Below are 17,854 nucleotides of genomic sequence, written 5' to 3'. Positions count from 1 at the left end.
CGCTATGTTTTACATTTGTGTTGCTGTTTCAATAACGGATTGATTTTTAACGTATTTTCAATTCACAGATACTGCGAGGTATATTCTGAATCCTTGCTTGTTAAACCTAGGCTAAAGCGACTATTAAGTTGACTTACTTTAAACAGCAACAACAATTTAAAACATAGCCCACTTTTAATTCAACGCATAATCCCCCTCAAAATTTTGTCCACAACTGGCTTTTTACAATCAATTACAAACGATTCATTACAAATTATTTAGTTTGCTTGATTGCAATATATATCTATACGATATATATTTTATGTATCGGATAGATACATATGGTTAAAACAATGAAACATACTCAAATTTTCGCATTTGCGTTACTCTTAATCACAACAATAGGATGCGCAGCCACTATGAAAAAAAACACTCGCCCAAACTACAAAGTGGGCATCACTAAAATTGATTATCAAATCAAATCAGGTGAAAAGCTCAACGCCATCATTTGGTATCCAACTCTAGAGCCTTCTGGTGAAGTTGATTATGAAACCAGCATCCCCATGCGTGATGCTATGGCAAAACAATTTAAAATGCCTAGATTCTCAATATCAACAAAGACCACCACGCAAGCAAGTACTCACTCACCTATTGCTGAAGGCAAACACCCCGTCGTTTTTTTCAGTCACGGGTTTGCCTCTTTTGCCCGCCAAAACAATAAAATGATGGAACACTTTGCCAAAAATGGCTACATCATTGTGGCAATAAGCAATCCAAAAGCGTCGCTGTTAACCGAATACACAAACGGCGATTATATCCAAATGGATCGAACGACCCCTGCAATGGTTAAGCTTGATAATTTGAATAAAAAACGCGTTAAAATCATGGCAAAAGACATGGCTGACAATTTAAACGCCATCAAAAATAGTGATCACTCCAATTACATCGCTCAGCTCAAACAACTTGGTAACGATTCATTATTTTCAAAGTACGCACCTTACGTAGATAACGGTGCACGTAATCTAATTCAAAGCATTGATGCTTTTTCAAATCAGCCTCAGCCAGTATTCCAACATATGGACTTATCTAACATAGCTCTTGTGGGGCATTCATTAGGAGCAATGATTTCAATTGAGGCAAGCAGACAACTAGCCAAACAAAAAACACCCGTTGCATTGGTTATTAATTATGATGCGCCTGGGGTATTATTTGAGTTTCAACAAGGCATTGACTTGACAAATTACTACGCATCACCTGTTTGCGTATTTCAAGGCAACGGCACACAGTTAGCTAAACATAATATTGGCATGACTGGAGTCAGTGATCGGTCAGTTCAATCTAACTCATTTGGAGGCTGCTTGGTAAATATTGAAAAAGCACATCACAATAATTTTACTGACTTAACCCATCAGTCGATATTAAAATTATTTGGCATGTTAGGTAAAATTAACGGTAAAAAATTTGGTCACTGGCTGAATGCAAGCAGCGTGGATATTTTAGATTTTTATTTGCAACCTCATTCTAAAGAGTTAAACATCACACCTTATTTTAAAAACAAACAAGCAACCATAGAAGTATTTTATGCAAGATAAAATCATACTAGGACTACTCATTGAGCAGCCTTACACATCTTATTCAATCAAAAAAGCCATGGAACAAAGTGTGGATTTTTTTTATAGCTGCAGTTTAGGCAGCATTCATCCTTGTTTAAAAAAATTAGAAAAAAATGGTTTTTGTGAATCAAAAGAAATTCTATCGGGTAAACGAAAGAGTTTTGAATACCACATTACAAAATCAGGTGAACTTGAATTTAAAAAATGGTTAAGCTGCTCTATTGAAATGGGACGAATCAAAGAAGATGCACTGGTTAAATTATTTTTTATTGGGCATTTAAAAACTGAACAAATTCTAATAATAATTGACGAATATATTGCAAAATTAGATGAGTCATTAGATGCATTAAAAATGCTAGATCAATTAAATCAACAAAAAATAAAATCCATCACACTCACTTCAGTGCAAAAGCTTAGGTTAGAGACCTTACGTTTTGGTATTGATTATATGCAGTTTGCTCGTAAATGGTATGTGAATTTAAAAAGTCGAGTGTGACTTTAAAAAATCGAGTGTGACTTTAAAAAGCACTAAAATTGTTAACCAGCCTTAACTTTCGACTTAATTTAGTGCATATACAATGTATTTTAAATAAATTAACCCTTATTTATTAGGTTTAAAAATTGGCACGAACAATGAATAAAATATTCACTAACTAAAATTTTAGGGGTGTGAGATGAATGATCAACAAATAAAAATAATACAACAAACCTTTGCTATGGTCGTACCGATTGCCGATACCGCTGCTGATCTTTTTTATACGCGCTTATTTGAATTAGATCCTAGTTTAAAAAAATTATTTAAATCAGATTTAACGTTGCAGGGCGCAAAGTTAATGAAGATGCTAGGTTATGTGGTAAATGGTTTAAATAATTTAGATGCATTAATTCCTGCTATTCAAGATTTAGGCAGGCGCCATGTGGATTATGGTGTCACTTCTGATATGTACGAAACGGTTGGCTTATCATTATTATGGACATTAGAAAAAGGATTAGGACCTGCGTACACCGAAGAAGCAAAAGAAGCGTGGTGCACTGCTTACACCATTTTAAAAAATGTAATGTGTGATGCCGCTTACAATGATGAAATTGCTTAATTTCAGTTGAGAAAATTTCGATTCAATACAACAGTATTGAATCGAGAAAATCAAACGACTTTATCAATCGACTTTATTAGTAAATTGATAGCCTTTATTGCGTACGGTTTTGATACGCTCAGGACTATCAAGTTTCACCCTTAGCTGCGAAACAGTTATATCAACTAATCGATTTTGTCCGTCATATTGAATGCCACGCATATTTTCAAATATTTTTTCCCGTGTCATGACTTTACCAGCACTGTTTGCTAACAAACATAATAATTCATACTCGGGCGAGCTTAATTCAATGGTATTACCAAATACTTTTACTTCTCGCATGCCAAAGTCAATAAACACACTACCAAAATCCAAGACACCATCATCAGCAGAATCATTGGGTTTTATATGATCGTTTCGACGCAATAATGCTTTTACTCGGGCCAGTACCAATCGTGGGTCTGAAGTTTTAGGAACGTAATCGTCCGCACCTAATTCTAAGCCTAAAATTTGATCTATTTGATCATCACGTGATGTTAACATCATGATTGGCCCTTTAAATGTCGGACGAATATGTTTACATACCTCCATACCATCCATCTTAGGTAACATGACATCCAAAACGATCAGATCAGGTTCTAATTCTTGATATTGTTGAATTGCATCAAACCCGTTATAACAAACAGACACTTTATAACCATTATCTTCTAAGTATTCTTTTGTTAATTCGGCAATTTCAACTTCATCTTCTACTAACATTATATGCTGTTTCATTGTGACCTCGTGTAGTTAATCAATTAGTCGATCCATTTTAAAATGATCGTATATTGAGATTGATTATACTTATCTTCTGTTTCATTAGAATCACGCATTTTAAATTGGTATTGCGACTCTATCTTCAATTTTTTTAATAAATCGTATTCTATGGCACTTATAAATGCGTGCTCCATATCTATACGGGTATCATCAGTGTAACTTAAATACTTATATTGATACTGCTCAGATATAGCAAGATTATTGGTTATGTTTATTTCAATATTTAATAAATTTCCAAAATGAGTGTATTCACTTGCATTAGAAACAACCCCAAATGAAAGTTTATTATAAATCACAGGATTAAATTTGAATTCAAATTGTTTATTAAATTGGTAATATACAGCATGACTGACAATTTCATCTTGAATGTCATCAATATAATATTCGTAGGTGTCAGGCGTTTGGGTAAGTTGACGAAGATTCGACTGTTGATAAAATCGTTGATTAAAATTAAATCGATAACCAAATCTATGAGCTTTAAATACATTCACACTCGGCTCAAAAGAAAGTATCGCTAAGCTGTTTGTAGTTTCGGTTAAATAAGTAAACGAAACTGGATATTGCTGAGTACTGATCAAAGAAGTTTGGTTAACAGATTTTAATTTTGGCTGAAATTTATAACTAAATGAAATGCCTTTATTGGTTTGCTCATCTGTTTGACTTGTTGATTGTCCTGAAAATTTCAAAAAATGCCCAAGCTGTAAATATTGAGAACTCACAGCTTTATATTTTGAATAATAATTTAACGAAACATTTGTTGCAGTAGTTACGCTTTTATTAGTTTGCGTATCATAACCAAATAACGAAGGATCTAAGTTATAAGTAGCAAAAAACTCATTACCATTTTGCACTTCTGTTTGCTGCGCATCGACATCACTTGGAAATAAATTGGCGTTATCGTTAAAATTAGTACTGATCGTGACAGAATAATTGAACTTTGATTTATTGTTGCTTGATTTATTGTAGCTTGATTTATTGTAGTTTTTTTCACGATGGGCTTCGGCCGCTTGATGTATTTTTTTATAAAATACAGAAATATTTTGCTGTACTTGATCTGGTGCAGTTTCTATATTTTTATTTTCCATCAAATATTGCAATGCTTTTTCAGCTTTAATTGGTTGGCCTGAATAATAATAATTTAAAGATAAATCCAAATAAAATAATGGATTATCAGGTTGCTGCTTTATTAATTCTTTAATCATTTCGTCAGCATCTGCATAGTTTTTATTTTTTTGCAGCGCCTTAATAACAACTCTTGCTTGTTTTACTTGTTCACTGCTTAGTTCTTGCGCATACAATGATGTTGATACAAAAAATAAGAATAGGGTTACAGTAAAAAACTGTATTGATACTTTAACGATTGAACTCACTTTTGATTCACCTTGAAACAACGTATATGTTTTTAAATTTAATAATCACAAAAAATGACGAATTAATCGTCATCATCATCCGATCGATGATCGTCTTCATCTTGAAAATTTTCTGGATTAAAGTCTTCAAATTCAAAAGGTGGCATAAATGGTAGTGGCATAAATGGTGGTGGCAACAACTCATCGAATTGCGGTGCATCATCTAAATCAAAGGGTTTAGGTAACTCATTAAATGATGGTTTATCATAATCATCTGGGTTGTGATGATCATGTGGTTTATGATCATGGTTTGGTCGATCAAATTTATTGTGTTCTGCATCATCATCCAATTCAACTTGCTCTAACCAATCAAGTTGATCGGGAGTATATTCTGAGCCATCTTTTTTATGATCTAACCATTGCTCGTAAAACTCTCGTTGTTCATCCGTTAATTGAATATTTTGCTCCCAATGAGAATTCTCAATCTCCCAAAGATCTTGCAACCAAACTTGATCATCATTTTTTAATGGTTTATCAAGTTTTGGTAAACGATGAATATCACTATTGTCCAATTCATAAAGTTGTAATTCATCAAAGTCCTGTAGCTCACCTTGATCAAAAAGATCTTCACTGATCCATTCTTCCCACTGGTCAAATTCATCAACCTCAGCGCAAACTATAGGAGCCAAACTGACACCCAATATGATAAATAACAGATTTAATATAGGATTATAATACTTCATACATAACTCAAATTGATGACAACAAAACTTAGAGGAGCAAAGGCTAACTAATATTTAGATTAACTAAGCAATCCTCAAATAATATAGGCTTAAATAATACTTTTTAATGTAATAAAAATCGGTTGTTTTTCGTTAGCCTATGTCTTAGAAATGTTAGAAACATCGACAGGGTCACTTTTTTCATTGAATGTAAGTACAAAACAAGCTCCACCTAATCTTTCGCTGCTTAATACTTCTATTTCACCTGACAGCGCAGATACCATTTTATTTACAATAGATAAACCCAATCCATGACCATTTAAGGCACTATTTCGACTTTCATCGTCCACTACAAACGGCTCAAATATTTTGCTAGCCAACTCTTTTGAAATACCTGAACCATCATCTTCAACTACTATGGTAAAACCCGTTTGGGTGACAATAAAACTTACCCAAATATTTTGTTGAGCATAACGCTGCGCATTGGTCAGTAAATTTTGCATAATCCGCGAAAGATACGGAGCAAAACTTAGTACATCGGTATCGGTATCGGTATCGGTATTTTTGATAGTTTTTAAATGAATGTCCGCGCATGCCAAATTTTGCAAAGGCTTAATTTGATCTTGTAAAAATTGATATAAGTTAATACAAACCAATTCAGGTGAAGGCATTTTATCAAGGCTAGAATACAACAAAAGTTCGTCTACTAAACTGTCTAATTCCGCCATATTTGTTTTAAGTCCATTAAAATTTTTGAGTTCACTTTCATTCATGTTGTCTTGATTAAACCGCGCTAATCGATAATTCATTTTTACAATTGGGGTGCGAATTTCATGACTTACAGAACGAGTCATTTGTTGTTGTTCTTCTGCGTATTGAATAATGCGTTTAGCCATGTCGTCGACTTTAATTGATAAAGTAGACAATTCATCATTACCTGGTTGTCGAATATTCACCCGATTAAATATATTTTTATTGCCCAACTTTATTAAATCCACTTGATCTGAAAACATTGAAAAACGCTTCTCTAATGGTCTAATCAATAATAATGACATCAATAACGTTAAGACAAATAACGCAAAACTCGCAATTAATAATAAACTTGTTGGGTAGGTAACAAATGCTGACACTGCGCCAGATTTTAAAAATGTATTTGGATCGCCAAATCCACTGATAGCGCTAATGCCTTCTTCAAATCTAAAAATAACTAATCCTGACCCTAATTGACGTTTTTCAAATTCAGTTAATGCAACATCTAGGCTTTGTATCATGGCAATTGGATAATTAAATTGATAATTCAACTCAATTAAAAAGCCCTCTCTTTCAATAGTGTTACGCAAAGCAAGCTCATTAAGAATCAGTTTATTAACGCCTTCCATAAATTGTTTACTAATAATAGAAAAATCAAACTGTATGGTTTTATCGCCTAACGCCACATTTGCTTGAAACTGATCATTAAATTTTGTTTTTTTGATTTGTAAATTCTTTTTAGAATCTTTAAGGGATTGATTCACTAAATTAAATGATAGATCAGTAATATTGGAGGCTAATTTAAGCCAGGCCAGTTGCCTTTCACCTTGATGACGACTTGCTCCTTGTTGCACTAAATATGCAACTCCTGACATTTGGTGCTCCCAATATTGTATTTCACGCTGTTTATTGACAGAGCTGAAGATCAACCAAATAATCACAACGGATATTTGAGCGGCGGCTATTAATTTAAGATACAGAGATAAAAATAATCGAGTCATAAAATAATCTAATTATTACGGTAAATAACAGGCACACGCAAAAAAGCAGCATGTAGTGATTAGACTATTATGCTGCTTGAATGAAACAATGACAATTTTTTAGATGGATACTTGAACGTCAACGTCAGCATTTACTTGCATTTCAACGTCTATTTCTGCATCTACTTCAACGTCTGGCAGTTCAAAGTCTGGCAGTTCAAATTCAAAATCGTCTTTTGGAAATTCAGGACGTTCAAATTTTGGTTTTTCGCCTTGTTCAAACTCAGGAAGTTCCAGTTCAGGTAAATCCACTTCTACAAATTCTGGACGTTCAAACGCAGGAACTTCAAACTCAGGCAAGTCACCGTCAATAAATTCTGGGCGCTCAAATTCTGGTTTTTCGAATTCTGGCATCTCACGCTCTACAAATTCTGGGCGCTCAAATTCATGCTTTTCTTTATGTTCAAATTCAGCTTCAAAATCAGCATTTTCAAATTCTACTTTTTTAGCGTCTATAAATACTTGACGCTCTTCTTTTTTCATTTCTAAGAAATCTTCAAAATCCCCTTCAAATTCAGGGTAAGACTCTTTAATAAACGCTGGTAATTCAAAGTCAGAAAAATCAATTTTAGCTGATCCATTATGATTAAATTCACCTTCAAATTCATGACGGGCGCGATTGGGTTTGTGCTCTTTAGTAATGACTTCTAAAGATTCTTCAATTGTCATTTCAAAGTTTTCATCAAGTACAATTTCTGAGATCTCAATTTCATCCCATTCTGCCCAAACACCATCTTGCTCAGCAGTTGCTTGTAATGCTGCAGTTAATGCAACAACTTGAAAGCCACATATTGCTAACGTTTTCTTTAAGTTCATAATTTTTCCCCTTACGGATTATTAATTTTATTTTTAATACTCAAACTAAAATCAATCACACTCTTAAGAAGTTTTAAGTGTTAATCAATGTGGGGTAAATTATTATTCATTGCTTGCACTGTGTCCTTGGGTTTACTGTGGGAAAAATGTTTTGCTACGCCTTATTCAGTTTTAATCTGTGCCACTAATGTTATACATTGTAAGAAACATTTGATCTTTCTCAAAAAATCATTCAATTCCATATTGCTTATGCTTCGATTTATTTGTTGGCCATAAGTCATTAATCTGCGTTTGTTTAACCATTTAAAGTTAAACCAATGCTAAAATGCCCACCCCTAGCAAAACCCCATTTTGCTTACTTAAAATCTTTTTATTTTCGAGTATTAACTATGACACCCCAAACCAATCCCGCTATTTCTCCGTTGGAAATGACGATTTTTACTGCAACATTAATGTCTATGGTCGCCATTTCTATTGATGCGCTGTTACCTGCTCTTGGGTTTATTAGTAGTGATTTATTAGTAAGTGACCCAAATAGAACCCAACTTGTCATCAGTGCTTTATTTTTAGGTATGGCGTTAGGCCAATTAATTTGCGGCCCTTATTCCGACGCACTTGGTCGCAAACCGGTTTTGTATGCTGGATTGTTAATGTATTTAGCAGGCACATTACTTTGTTATTTCGCTGGAGACTTAAACACGTTATTAGCCGGAAGATTCATTCAAGGCTTAGGAGTTGCTGGTCCATATATTTCAGCAGTGTCATTAGTACGTGATCAATATAAAGGTCGTGACATGGCAAAAATCATGTCATTAGTGATGATGATTTTTATGTTAGTGCCAGCTATTGCACCTACATTAGGTCAAGGTCTATTGTTGATATCAGATTGGCGTGGTGTGTTTATTTTTTATATTGCGTATGCATTAATCATCACATTATGGATATTTTTACGTTTACCAGAAACCCTACCAAAAGATCATCGTATTAAATTAACCGTACCTGGATTTTTATCTGGTTTTAAAGCAGTGATCACCCATAAAATCACTATGAGTTTGACGATTTGTATGGGGTTATTGTTTGGTTGTTTTATTAGTTATTTAAATAGCTCTCAACAAATATTCCAAGAGCAGTTTGCAGTAGGAAAAATGTTCAGCGTGTATTTTGGTGTGCTTGCATTAGTAATGGGTGTCTCGTCAATGGTCAACTCACAATTAGTGCAAAGACTGGGTATGCAATTTTTAAGTCAGTCTGCATTTATGGCCATTGTGCTGGCATCGGTTATCTTTTTGATTATTCAATTATTAATGGACATTAATTTGTGGATTTTCTTAACTTATATTGCCTGTGTATTTTTTAGTTTTGGTTTGATTTTTGGTAATGTCAACGCCATGGCAATGGAGCCAATGGGTGACAATGCGGGCATTGCCTCTGCGGTAATTGGATCTGTGTCGTCTATTATGTCTATTATTATCGGAACAACTATTGGACAGCTATATGATGGCACTGTCATGCCCATCACTTTAGGATTTGTATTTATTGGCACCATTGCAACGGGTATTTTGATTTATGTGGGTAAAATAAATAAGCAGACAGAACAGGTTTAAACAATTCTACATAACCTTTCGTAGCTGAAAGGTTATGGTTTAGCTTAATTGGCTTGGTTTGGTTTGGTTTGGTTTGGTTTGGTTTGGTTTGGTTTGGTTTGGTTTGGTTTGGTTTAAACAGGTTTGGTTATTAACATTATGAATTCAACGCAATTCCCTGCAATGGTGCAAATGCATCACCAAATTGATTTAGCTCTACTCCCATGGTTTGAGCGATTGAAATATACAACTCCCCAATGGATCTAAACGATCGTTTTACATTTTGCCCCGTTAATAAATTCCCACCTAAACTTCCCGCATAAATCACAGGTAAATTAGTGTGGTTATGTCGATTACCATCTGATACCTCACTTGATAAAAACACACAACATTGATCAAGTAACGTACCCTCACCTTCATTGATTTGGTCAAGTTTATTAACTAAATCTGCGTATTGCGTTATTTCCCAATGATTAATTTTAGTTAATTTTTCAAAATTGGATTTTCGATTTTGATGATGAGAAATATCGTGATGCCCTCCTTCTATATCCAAAAATCCATAGTTACGTTGCGAACCGCCATTACCCATCATATAGCTTATAACAGGTGTATGGTTGCAACTTAATGCCATGACCATTATGTCTGTCATGATTTCACTGTGTGCTTCTACATTATTGTATTGGCCTGTCACTAAATCTAATCCACATGACTGAGCTGTAGCTTGCATTTTTAATTCGGTTTCTCTTACGGATGTTAAATACTCATTCATTTTTTGACGATCTGTAAAACTGATCTTATTACTTAATGCTTTGGCTTGGTCATTCACATAATCTAAAACACTGGTTTGTCTTTTTAATCTTTTTTCTCTTTGTATGACTGTCTCGTTTTTATCTTCGCCTGCAAATAAATAATCAAACACCAAACGTGGATTGACAATTTTAGGTAACGGTTGCGTGTCAGACGCCCATGATATATTTCTTGGATACGCACAAGAATAGCCTGAATCGCAATCTCCAATACTGCTGCCACCTTCTAAGCCTAATTGCAATGAAGGCACAGGCGTAGAAGATTTAAGATGATTAGCAATAACCTGATCGATTGTGATGCCGTTTTTAATTCCTAAACCATTTGTTTTTTTAGGATGCGCCACCGACATAAACGATGCCGTACCCGATGCATGATCTCCTGCACCATTTGGTTTGGCTGGGGTATTTTTTAATCCTGCTACAACAGTAAGTTTATGTTTGATTGATTCTAATGGTGACAAAATGGGGGACAATGTTTGAAGTTGTCCTTCGTTTTCAATATCAAAGTTTTGCATATGGATGCCATTTGGTACATAAAACCCCACAAAACGTTTCGTTTGATGTTGTGTACTGGCTTGTGATTCCATCCAAGGCAAACTTAATGTAACCGCAGCGCTGGATAAAAATGCTCGTCTATTTAAACTCATGTTAATGCACCGTTTGACTAAGTTGATTACTGAACATATCTTGCGAAGGGCTGTGTTTTAAAAACCCATCACTTGTGGCTATGATTTGCATAAGTTCAAGCCAGCTATTTTTATTCACATTAAATTGTTTTGAAATCTCTTTTAAAAAGAATGCATCGTTAACACTTACGCCACTGTTGGTTGCAAATGTGTATAACTTTTCAATCACGCACTCATTAAATCGTGGATCTTTTTTGATAATGTCACTTAACTGTTGAGCATCATCAAAAGATTGTCTAAATCCTAATTCGCCGCTGCTATCAATATCTAATCCGTTATCGGTTTGTCGATATAATCCAATGGCATCGTAATGCTCAAAGGCAAAACCAATCGCATCCATTGTTACGTGACAAGATTGACACACAGGATCACTTGCATGGATTTTCATTTTTTGCTTAAGCGTTAATGAGTCTGATAATTCAGCAAGATCGCCTTCTACAGCAGGTGGCGGTGGGGGCGGCGTTTGACACAACAAATTAGACAACACCCACTTACCGCGTTTAACTACCGATGTGCGATTAGCATGAGAAGTGGTGGTTAAAATACTGCCTTGGCTTAATAACCCAAATCGTTCTGGAGTATTATTTAAGAATACTTTTTCAAATTTTGAGTTTTTTTCATCTGTTGCAGATAATGTATTTTCAGATGTTTTGATGCCGTAATATTGTTTTAGATTATCATTTAAATAGGTGTAATTATTAGACAAAATATTTGAAAATGGTTGATCGCTTAACATAAAATCGCGAAATAAAATTGAAGTTTCTTGTTTTAAATCTTGTGAAATAGAAAAATTATATTTTGGAAACAACGCCATATTCACATCATGTTCGTCCATTGCATTAAAAAATAACCACTGCCCTGCAAAACTAGTTACCATACGTTGAGATTTATCATCCAACAGCATTCTTTTAACCTGTTGTTTAATAACATTAACATCGTGCAATTGATTATTTTTGGCTAAATTCATTAATATTTCATCTGGATTACTGTCCCAAATAAAATAAGACAACCGAGAAGCGATTTCATAATGAGATAAGAATTGATTATCTTTCGTTGGTAACGATTCTAATCTAAAAATAAAATTAGGCGACACTAATACAGCATTAAAGACTTCTTTTAATGCCTCTTCTTTTTTTGTATTTTCATCAAACTGATTAAATAACCCAATTAATAATCCGACTTCTTCAGGTTGAATGTTCCTGCGCCACACTTTTGATGCAAAGTTTTGAATGATACCTGTCAAACAAGTTATATCGCTGTCGTAAGTGTCACAAAATATAAACCCTTCTGCTTTTTCTTTTAATTCATTATTGATTATTGGCCCTTGTATCTGAATAGATTGCACAAATAAATTTCGATCTTGTTTGGTTTTTTCATCATAAAAATCATTTAAGAATTCAACACCAATTTTTTGCATGCCTTTTTTAAATTGAAATTTTTTTTGGTAGGGTTTAATTTTATCGGCTTCTACTTCTTCATAATTTAAAGATTGGTCATTTAATGTATAAGCCATTTTCGCCTCTTCATCGCCCCCTTTTGAGCTTGAAGCGATAATGGTCACATTGTATGCCCCTGGTGTCACCACATAAAATTTGGTTGAAACCTCACCGTTAGACCAAAGGTTAAAATAGTCTCCCATATCTTTACCCGTTGTACTTTTAAATTGTTGGCTTTTCACTAGTTTATCTACAGATTGCACGTTTAGAGATTGAAATAATTCATCGCTCAGCATTTGAGCTGAGCGTAAATACAATTCAAACTGCACAGGTGAAATACTTAACACATCACCAATACGATCAAATCCATAACCGTGATCATCAGATGGAAAGTCATCAGCAGGTCTTAGGTTTGTAGAAAATAAATCTTGAACGGTATGGTTGTATTGATTTTTATTAAGGCGCTGAATGGTGACTTTTTTAGCAATGCGTTGCGCAGCAGGTTGTGCGGCTATGGTATTTAAAATATGAAATGCGGTAGATTTAGCACATTCATCTACGCAGTCTTGTTTGTGTCCGTGGGGCATTTTGGCTTGAATGTATTGGATTAATTCTTTTTCATTTTTACAGCGAAAACAATTATAAAGTTTTGGAAACTCTCCCACACCCAACCCATCTTGCCCATGACAATTACTGCACCATTGACTGTAGTCTGCCTGAGCTTGATCAATTGTGTTTTGCAAAAGTTGTGCAGAAGTCATTGACGAATCGTCAGCCTGAACAAAGATATTAATGCCAAGCAAGCAAAATACTATAAAGCAAAATTTGAAAAATAAATGTTTCATTAAAGGATTCTCTTAATGGAGCGCCAGTTGGTGATCAAATTTAACAATGCGCCCGAAACATGTAAAAACAGTATAGTAAAAAATCCCATCAACGAATATTCATGCAAAGCATAAAGCTGTTGTTCGGATGCTACATCATTTGGCAACAGCTGGGGCAACCAACTGCCCCAAGGCAATAACGCAGGGGTGCCATCCATGGTGGCTAAGGCATAACCTGAAATTATTAACAAAGTGACACACAACAATAAACAAAATTGCACGACTCTGGCCACAAGCCATTTAAGGGTTTTATCTTGCGTTGGTGACAACATAGAACGATTTGCCCACCAATTTTTAAATCGGAAAATCACTAATCCCAATAATATCAAACCCAATAAATAATGATATTGAGGTAAATAATAAGAAAGCGGGTTTTCAAATGAAACAGAAGTCATCACCTTGCCCAAGACAATCATGACAATAAATAACAACAAAAATACCCAATGAATGAGCTTAGTTTGCAGGTTATATTGTTTGCTCGGGTTTGATGGTGGGTGTGATGGAAGGTTTGGGTGTGAATTTGAAGACATGATGAATACTGTAGATTGAAAATGAATGCACCAATACTAGCATGTTGATTTAAATTTGACTGCTGCAAAACGTGTAACATTTAGCATTTTCCATTAATTTTAAACGTTTATTAATCTTTTAAAAAGTAAGCGTCTGTTTTGACTGATTTTTGGTTTTTTGAATGATTGGGTTAGTTTTTTGTGCAATGAATCACGCACCTACAGAAAGATTAATTCCAACATTGTAGGCTCGGGATTCATTCCGAGGTTTTCAACAAATTTTGGTTTTATAAATGATTGGGTTAGTTTTTTGCGCAATGAATCACGCACCTACAGAAAGATTAATTCCAACATTGTAGGTTCCGGATTCATTCGGAAAAACTAACCAAATCCTTTAAATGCTCTTTATTTAGTGTGTCTTGATAGAGCTGAAAGATTATTTCCAACATTGTAGGCTCGGGACTCGTTCCGAGGTTTTCAACAAATTTTGGTTTTATAAATGATTGGGTTAGTTTTTTGCGCAATGAATCACGCACCTACAGAAAGATTATTTCCTTATTTACCCTGCTCAAAAAATTCACAACCAGTGTCCTTAAAGGCTGGTTTCCTGCGCCACTTCTCAATGTATTCGATACGTTTATATTGTTATTATTATGTTGTGATAGTTTTCACAATGTATTTTTATGTACCCTTTATACTCCCGAAAAATAATCGAATCTTTGTGTTGCTGTCTCTCACGGATATTCCCCACTGATACCTTCAATAAATTAATAGGTGAAATATGAAGTCTCATTTAATAATTGGACTGGCAGCTTCCATTGCTTTAAGTGCTTGTGACACGTCTAATTCCAATGCAGCCAATACACAAAGTACTACCTCAACCAATACTCAAGCACTAAGTGGAACGATAACTGATGACACGATAACGGATGGAACAATAACTGACACCCAAACCAATACAAGTTTGGCGACCCAAAGTGATACAAATACGGTAACCCAAACTACAACTCAATCAATCACAGAAACAGAAACAGAGATCATCACCCCGACTGAGACGTTGACCCAAACCAACACAATCACTCAAACGCAAGTCCAAACTGAATTCACAGTAATGGCTGATGAATCCAATTTATTCGCTTGTTTTTATGACAATATTAAAGAACAAGGCATACATGCAGGATCAAGCGGTTCGGCTTTAAATACACCTAATGCATTAGGCGCCGAATTAACATGGATGCTTAACGTTGAAGATATCTCAGAGTTGAACATTTCAGTTCGCTACGCAAACGGAAGTAACAACAGCCGCGATGCTCAATTAAGTTTTGCGCAACTTCAATCCGACTTATCCTTCACCCCCATGCTATTACCTAATACCACCGATGTTTGGGCAAATTGGACGGAGCAATCAAGTCAGTTTAGTCAAGTGATCACCCCTGGTGAATATGCCCTAAGATTAACTGCAACCACCGCTGAAGGTTTACCTAATATTGATTACATTACTATTACATCCAATGGCAAAGTTTCGGTTGTTACCACTGGGCTAGATTGTATTGAACCGGTTGTGTACGCCATTAATGTTGGCAGTACATCCCCTTTTGCCTCAGAGCAAAATATTGAATACATCGCTGACCCATCTTATTTGGCAAACGATGACGGTGGTGCGTTTTATGGCACCGACACTTATACAGCAGAAGTAGATAACACCAATGACGATGCCCTTTATCAAACACAGCGTTTTGGTTTATTTACTTATGAATTACCTGTAAGCAATAATGTTTATACAGTCACAACGTCAATTGCCGAGATGTTCCAAAGCGCAGCAGATATTCGCAAGATGGGCATCAGCATTGAAGGGCAATCAATCCAAACCAATATCGACCCGTTTTTGTTAGCAGGCAAAAACACCGCATTAGACATTACCTCTGACCCAGTTACCGTTGAGGATGGATTTTTAACCATTCAATACACAGCCGAACAAGATTTAGCCATAGTCTCAGCAATTTTAGTTCGTTCAGCGTACGGCCAAGCCGAGCAAAGTTTTGTAGGGGTAACAGATGCTGGTGTGGATATTTCAAAAGATCTTCGTTTTAGTACGTTAGCGTTACGTGAGTTAGGTACAAACCAATGTATGACTGCAATATTTGGCATCATGAATATGAGCTCAGTATGCGGATCAGATCTGGCGGTATTACGTTTACAAGTGTTAAGCGATGACTTTCTAAGCATAATTGATAACAACAGCGGCATGTGCCTAGAAGTAGCTGGCGATGAATCATCATTACAAAACTGCACCAATGCGCCTAACCAACAATTTCATTACAACGGCGATGCGCAAAATGGCTATGGGTTTGAATCATTTATTGGTAATAAATCATTAGGCGAATTAACAGGCACCAACCAAGCCAGTGCTTCGTTTGAAGTAAGCATAATTGGCAACGCCGACCCAATGGAAGTAATGGTAAACGAGCGCCCTATTGGTTGGGCAACCATTGAAAAAGACATTGTAATTTCAGACGGTTCCCCTGCAAATGGCGACGAACAAACCCGATATTCAGGTCCAACAGTGGGCGGCGGTACTTGGCAAGATGCCCGCGCTAAAAACTTCAGTAACGTGACTTGGTTTAAGCCCAGTGATTTTCAAGGCTCAACTCGCTCTGATTCATTTGATCGATTAAATACCGCACTTCAAGGCAGCGAAGCAAAAATCGTGATATTTGAACAAGGCGATTATGATTTTTCAGCAGACAGCCCAAAAGTGATTGCCTCTTGTTATCTACAATGTGGCACCACAAGCGGCGGCACTTATTTAGCAACGGGGGACTTTTTAGCTTGGTGCACCGGTGAAAATACACCAACAGGTACTTACAACGATCATGGTCGTCGAATTTGGTTTGGTCTAAATAAAACCATTATTGGTTTGGGCGACGGAGCAAATATTGCCAAAGCACAATGGGTTGCACGCAATAGCAATCCATCCGCAGATGGCGATTTTGTAAGCAATGTGATTTTCAGAAATATTTCCGTTCGCGACACACCAGGTGATGCGCGAGTTTGGAATGATGGCATGTACTTAGTTGGTGCCGATCATATTTGGTTAGACCATATGTCGTTTTCTAATTTTGGTCGTGGCTCGGTTGTGCTATCTGGTACTCGTGTAGACGATCCAAACGGCGAATATGGATTTTACGCTTATGAAGATTCAGGTTGGATGACGTTCTCTTGGTTAGACATTAACAGCTCAGAAGACTGGCGTTGTAATGGCGAGACCGATTCGCCTTATCCATTTTTTACCACCGAAAACCCAGCATTAACCTTTGATCATACTCGTTTTTATAAAGGACACGGGCGCAACCCAGCCATTGATGGGGGGCATGCGCATTTTATTAATTCACTTTGGGAAGATGTCAAAACCGGACTTAACGGTCGCCACGATGCCATCTTAAGAGTCGAAGGCAGCTATTTAGACGGCAAAGAGCCATTTGCAATGGGCGATGGTGATAATTTGAAAATTTACGCGCCATGGGATAACAGCTTATTAACCGATTCAAGAAAACAAAATATTTTCAGCGACACTGGCTGGCCAGAATTATTAAACGCATTTAGCAGTCGCGGTTATGACGTCAATACTTTAAATAATGACGACTCAGTAGTACCAAGTTATCCATATGGTTTAGATAGTAATCCAAGTGACGTATTAGACACTGTCAAACAAGGCATGGGCATTGGCCAAGGCGGATTCATAAACTGCACCGGCGATGCAGTAAATTATCAATGCCAGTAGTAGGCATTTAA

General features: G+C 35.8%; 13 protein-coding genes. 5 read left to right on the top strand and 8 right to left on the bottom strand.

Annotation, left to right across the window (positions count from 1 at the left end; all coding sequences use genetic code 11):
- Positions 1–320: 320 nt before the first annotated feature.
- The 3 genes from TYM08_RS02440 to TYM08_RS02430 all read left to right on the top strand — a co-directional run bounded on the left by TYM08_RS02440 (position 321) and on the right by TYM08_RS02430 (position 2,686).
- Complete coding sequence (locus TYM08_RS02440) at positions 321–1,571, top strand: hypothetical protein (protein WP_422381387.1); 1,251 nt, start codon at positions 321–323, stop codon at positions 1,569–1,571.
- On the top strand, positions 1,561–2,088 hold the full coding sequence (locus tag TYM08_RS02435) for a PadR family transcriptional regulator (RefSeq protein WP_422381386.1): 528 nt from the start codon (positions 1,561–1,563) through the stop codon (positions 2,086–2,088). The genes TYM08_RS02440 and TYM08_RS02435 overlap by 11 nt, the downstream gene beginning before the upstream one ends.
- Before the next feature lie 178 nt (positions 2,089–2,266).
- Positions 2,267–2,686, top strand: coding sequence for a globin family protein (locus TYM08_RS02430; RefSeq protein ID WP_422381385.1), 420 nt, complete (start codon positions 2,267–2,269; stop codon positions 2,684–2,686).
- 63 nt (positions 2,687–2,749) lie between these two features.
- Here the strand turns inward: TYM08_RS02430 and TYM08_RS02425 are convergent, their stop codons facing one another.
- From TYM08_RS02425 to TYM08_RS02405, 5 genes are all read right to left on the bottom strand, one after another.
- On the bottom strand, positions 2,750–3,439 hold the full coding sequence (locus TYM08_RS02425) for a response regulator (protein ID WP_422381384.1): 690 nt from the start codon (positions 3,437–3,439) through the stop codon (positions 2,750–2,752).
- A 23-nt stretch (positions 3,440–3,462) separates the two neighbouring features.
- Positions 3,463–4,851: a tetratricopeptide repeat protein gene (locus tag TYM08_RS02420; RefSeq protein WP_422381383.1), complete on the bottom strand. Its 1,389-nt coding sequence runs from the start codon at positions 4,849–4,851 to the stop codon at positions 3,463–3,465.
- Positions 4,852–4,913: 62 nt separating this feature from the next.
- Positions 4,914–5,573 carry a hypothetical protein gene (locus TYM08_RS02415; protein WP_422381382.1) on the bottom strand — a complete coding sequence of 220 codons (660 nt, stop codon included), beginning with the start codon at positions 5,571–5,573 and terminating at the stop codon, positions 4,914–4,916.
- 137 nt (positions 5,574–5,710) lie between these two features.
- Positions 5,711–7,303: an ATP-binding protein gene (locus tag TYM08_RS02410; protein ID WP_422381381.1), complete on the bottom strand. Its 1,593-nt coding sequence runs from the start codon at positions 7,301–7,303 to the stop codon at positions 5,711–5,713.
- 99 nt (positions 7,304–7,402) lie between these two features.
- Entirely contained in the window at positions 7,403–8,158 is a 756-nt protein-coding gene (locus TYM08_RS02405; protein ID WP_422381380.1) for a hypothetical protein, read from the bottom strand.
- A 389-nt stretch (positions 8,159–8,547) separates the two neighbouring features.
- On the opposite strand from TYM08_RS02405, the gene TYM08_RS02400 reads away from it, so the two are divergent.
- Positions 8,548–9,762: a multidrug effflux MFS transporter gene (locus TYM08_RS02400; RefSeq protein WP_422381379.1), complete on the top strand. Its 1,215-nt coding sequence runs from the start codon at positions 8,548–8,550 to the stop codon at positions 9,760–9,762.
- Between the two features lie 136 nt (positions 9,763–9,898).
- On the opposite strand, the gene TYM08_RS02395 is transcribed toward TYM08_RS02400, so the two are convergent.
- From TYM08_RS02395 to TYM08_RS02385, 3 genes are read right to left on the bottom strand one after another with little or no spacing between them, the layout of a single operon-like run.
- The gene (locus TYM08_RS02395; RefSeq protein WP_422381378.1) at positions 9,899–11,194 is read right to left on the bottom strand and encodes a DUF1552 domain-containing protein; all 1,296 of its coding nucleotides are present in this window, start codon (positions 11,192–11,194) and stop codon (positions 9,899–9,901) included.
- 1 nt (position 11,195) lies between these two features.
- On the bottom strand, positions 11,196–13,514 hold the full coding sequence (locus tag TYM08_RS02390) for a DUF1592 domain-containing protein (protein WP_422381377.1): 2,319 nt from the start codon (positions 13,512–13,514) through the stop codon (positions 11,196–11,198).
- Positions 13,514–14,083, bottom strand: a complete 570-nt coding sequence (locus TYM08_RS02385; RefSeq protein ID WP_422381376.1) for a cytochrome b — start codon at positions 14,081–14,083, stop codon at positions 13,514–13,516. Before TYM08_RS02385 ends, TYM08_RS02390 begins: the two co-directional genes overlap by 1 nt.
- Before the next feature lie 760 nt (positions 14,084–14,843).
- Here TYM08_RS02385 and TYM08_RS02380 point away from each other — a divergent pair.
- A complete protein-coding gene (locus tag TYM08_RS02380; RefSeq protein ID WP_422381375.1) occupies positions 14,844–17,843 on the top strand; it encodes a malectin domain-containing carbohydrate-binding protein in 3,000 nt (999 codons plus the stop codon).
- Positions 17,844–17,854: the final 11 nt, after the last annotated feature.

The sequence above is a fragment of the Marinicellulosiphila megalodicopiae genome (genome assembly GCF_045862395.1).
GTDB lineage: Bacteria > Pseudomonadota > Gammaproteobacteria > Pseudomonadales > Natronospirillaceae > Marinicellulosiphila > Marinicellulosiphila megalodicopiae.
This window is presented reverse-complemented; position numbering and strand designations above follow the sequence as displayed.

Bases quoted from the DNA above. Each gene is read 5' to 3' on its own strand.
- TYM08_RS02440 (WP_422381387.1), top strand. From the start codon at position 321: ATGGTTAAAACAATGAAACATACTCAAATTTTCGCATTTGCGTTACTC.
- TYM08_RS02435 (WP_422381386.1), top strand. From the start codon at position 1,561: ATGCAAGATAAAATCATACTAGGACTACTCATTGAGCAGCCTTACACA.
- TYM08_RS02430 (WP_422381385.1), top strand. From the start codon at position 2,267: ATGAATGATCAACAAATAAAAATAATACAACAAACCTTTGCTATGGTC.
- TYM08_RS02425 (WP_422381384.1), bottom strand. From the start codon at position 3,439: ATGAAACAGCATATAATGTTAGTAGAAGATGAAGTTGAAATTGCCGAA.
- TYM08_RS02415 (WP_422381382.1), bottom strand. From the start codon at position 5,573: ATGAAGTATTATAATCCTATATTAAATCTGTTATTTATCATATTGGGT.
- TYM08_RS02410 (WP_422381381.1), bottom strand. From the start codon at position 7,303: ATGACTCGATTATTTTTATCTCTGTATCTTAAATTAATAGCCGCCGCT.
- TYM08_RS02405 (WP_422381380.1), bottom strand. From the start codon at position 8,158: ATGAACTTAAAGAAAACGTTAGCAATATGTGGCTTTCAAGTTGTTGCA.
- TYM08_RS02400 (WP_422381379.1), top strand. From the start codon at position 8,548: ATGACACCCCAAACCAATCCCGCTATTTCTCCGTTGGAAATGACGATT.
- TYM08_RS02395 (WP_422381378.1), bottom strand. From the start codon at position 11,194: ATGAGTTTAAATAGACGAGCATTTTTATCCAGCGCTGCGGTTACATTA.
- TYM08_RS02390 (WP_422381377.1), bottom strand. From the start codon at position 13,514: ATGAAACATTTATTTTTCAAATTTTGCTTTATAGTATTTTGCTTGCTT.
- TYM08_RS02385 (WP_422381376.1), bottom strand. From the start codon at position 14,083: ATGTCTTCAAATTCACACCCAAACCTTCCATCACACCCACCATCAAAC.
- TYM08_RS02380 (WP_422381375.1), top strand. From the start codon at position 14,844: ATGAAGTCTCATTTAATAATTGGACTGGCAGCTTCCATTGCTTTAAGT.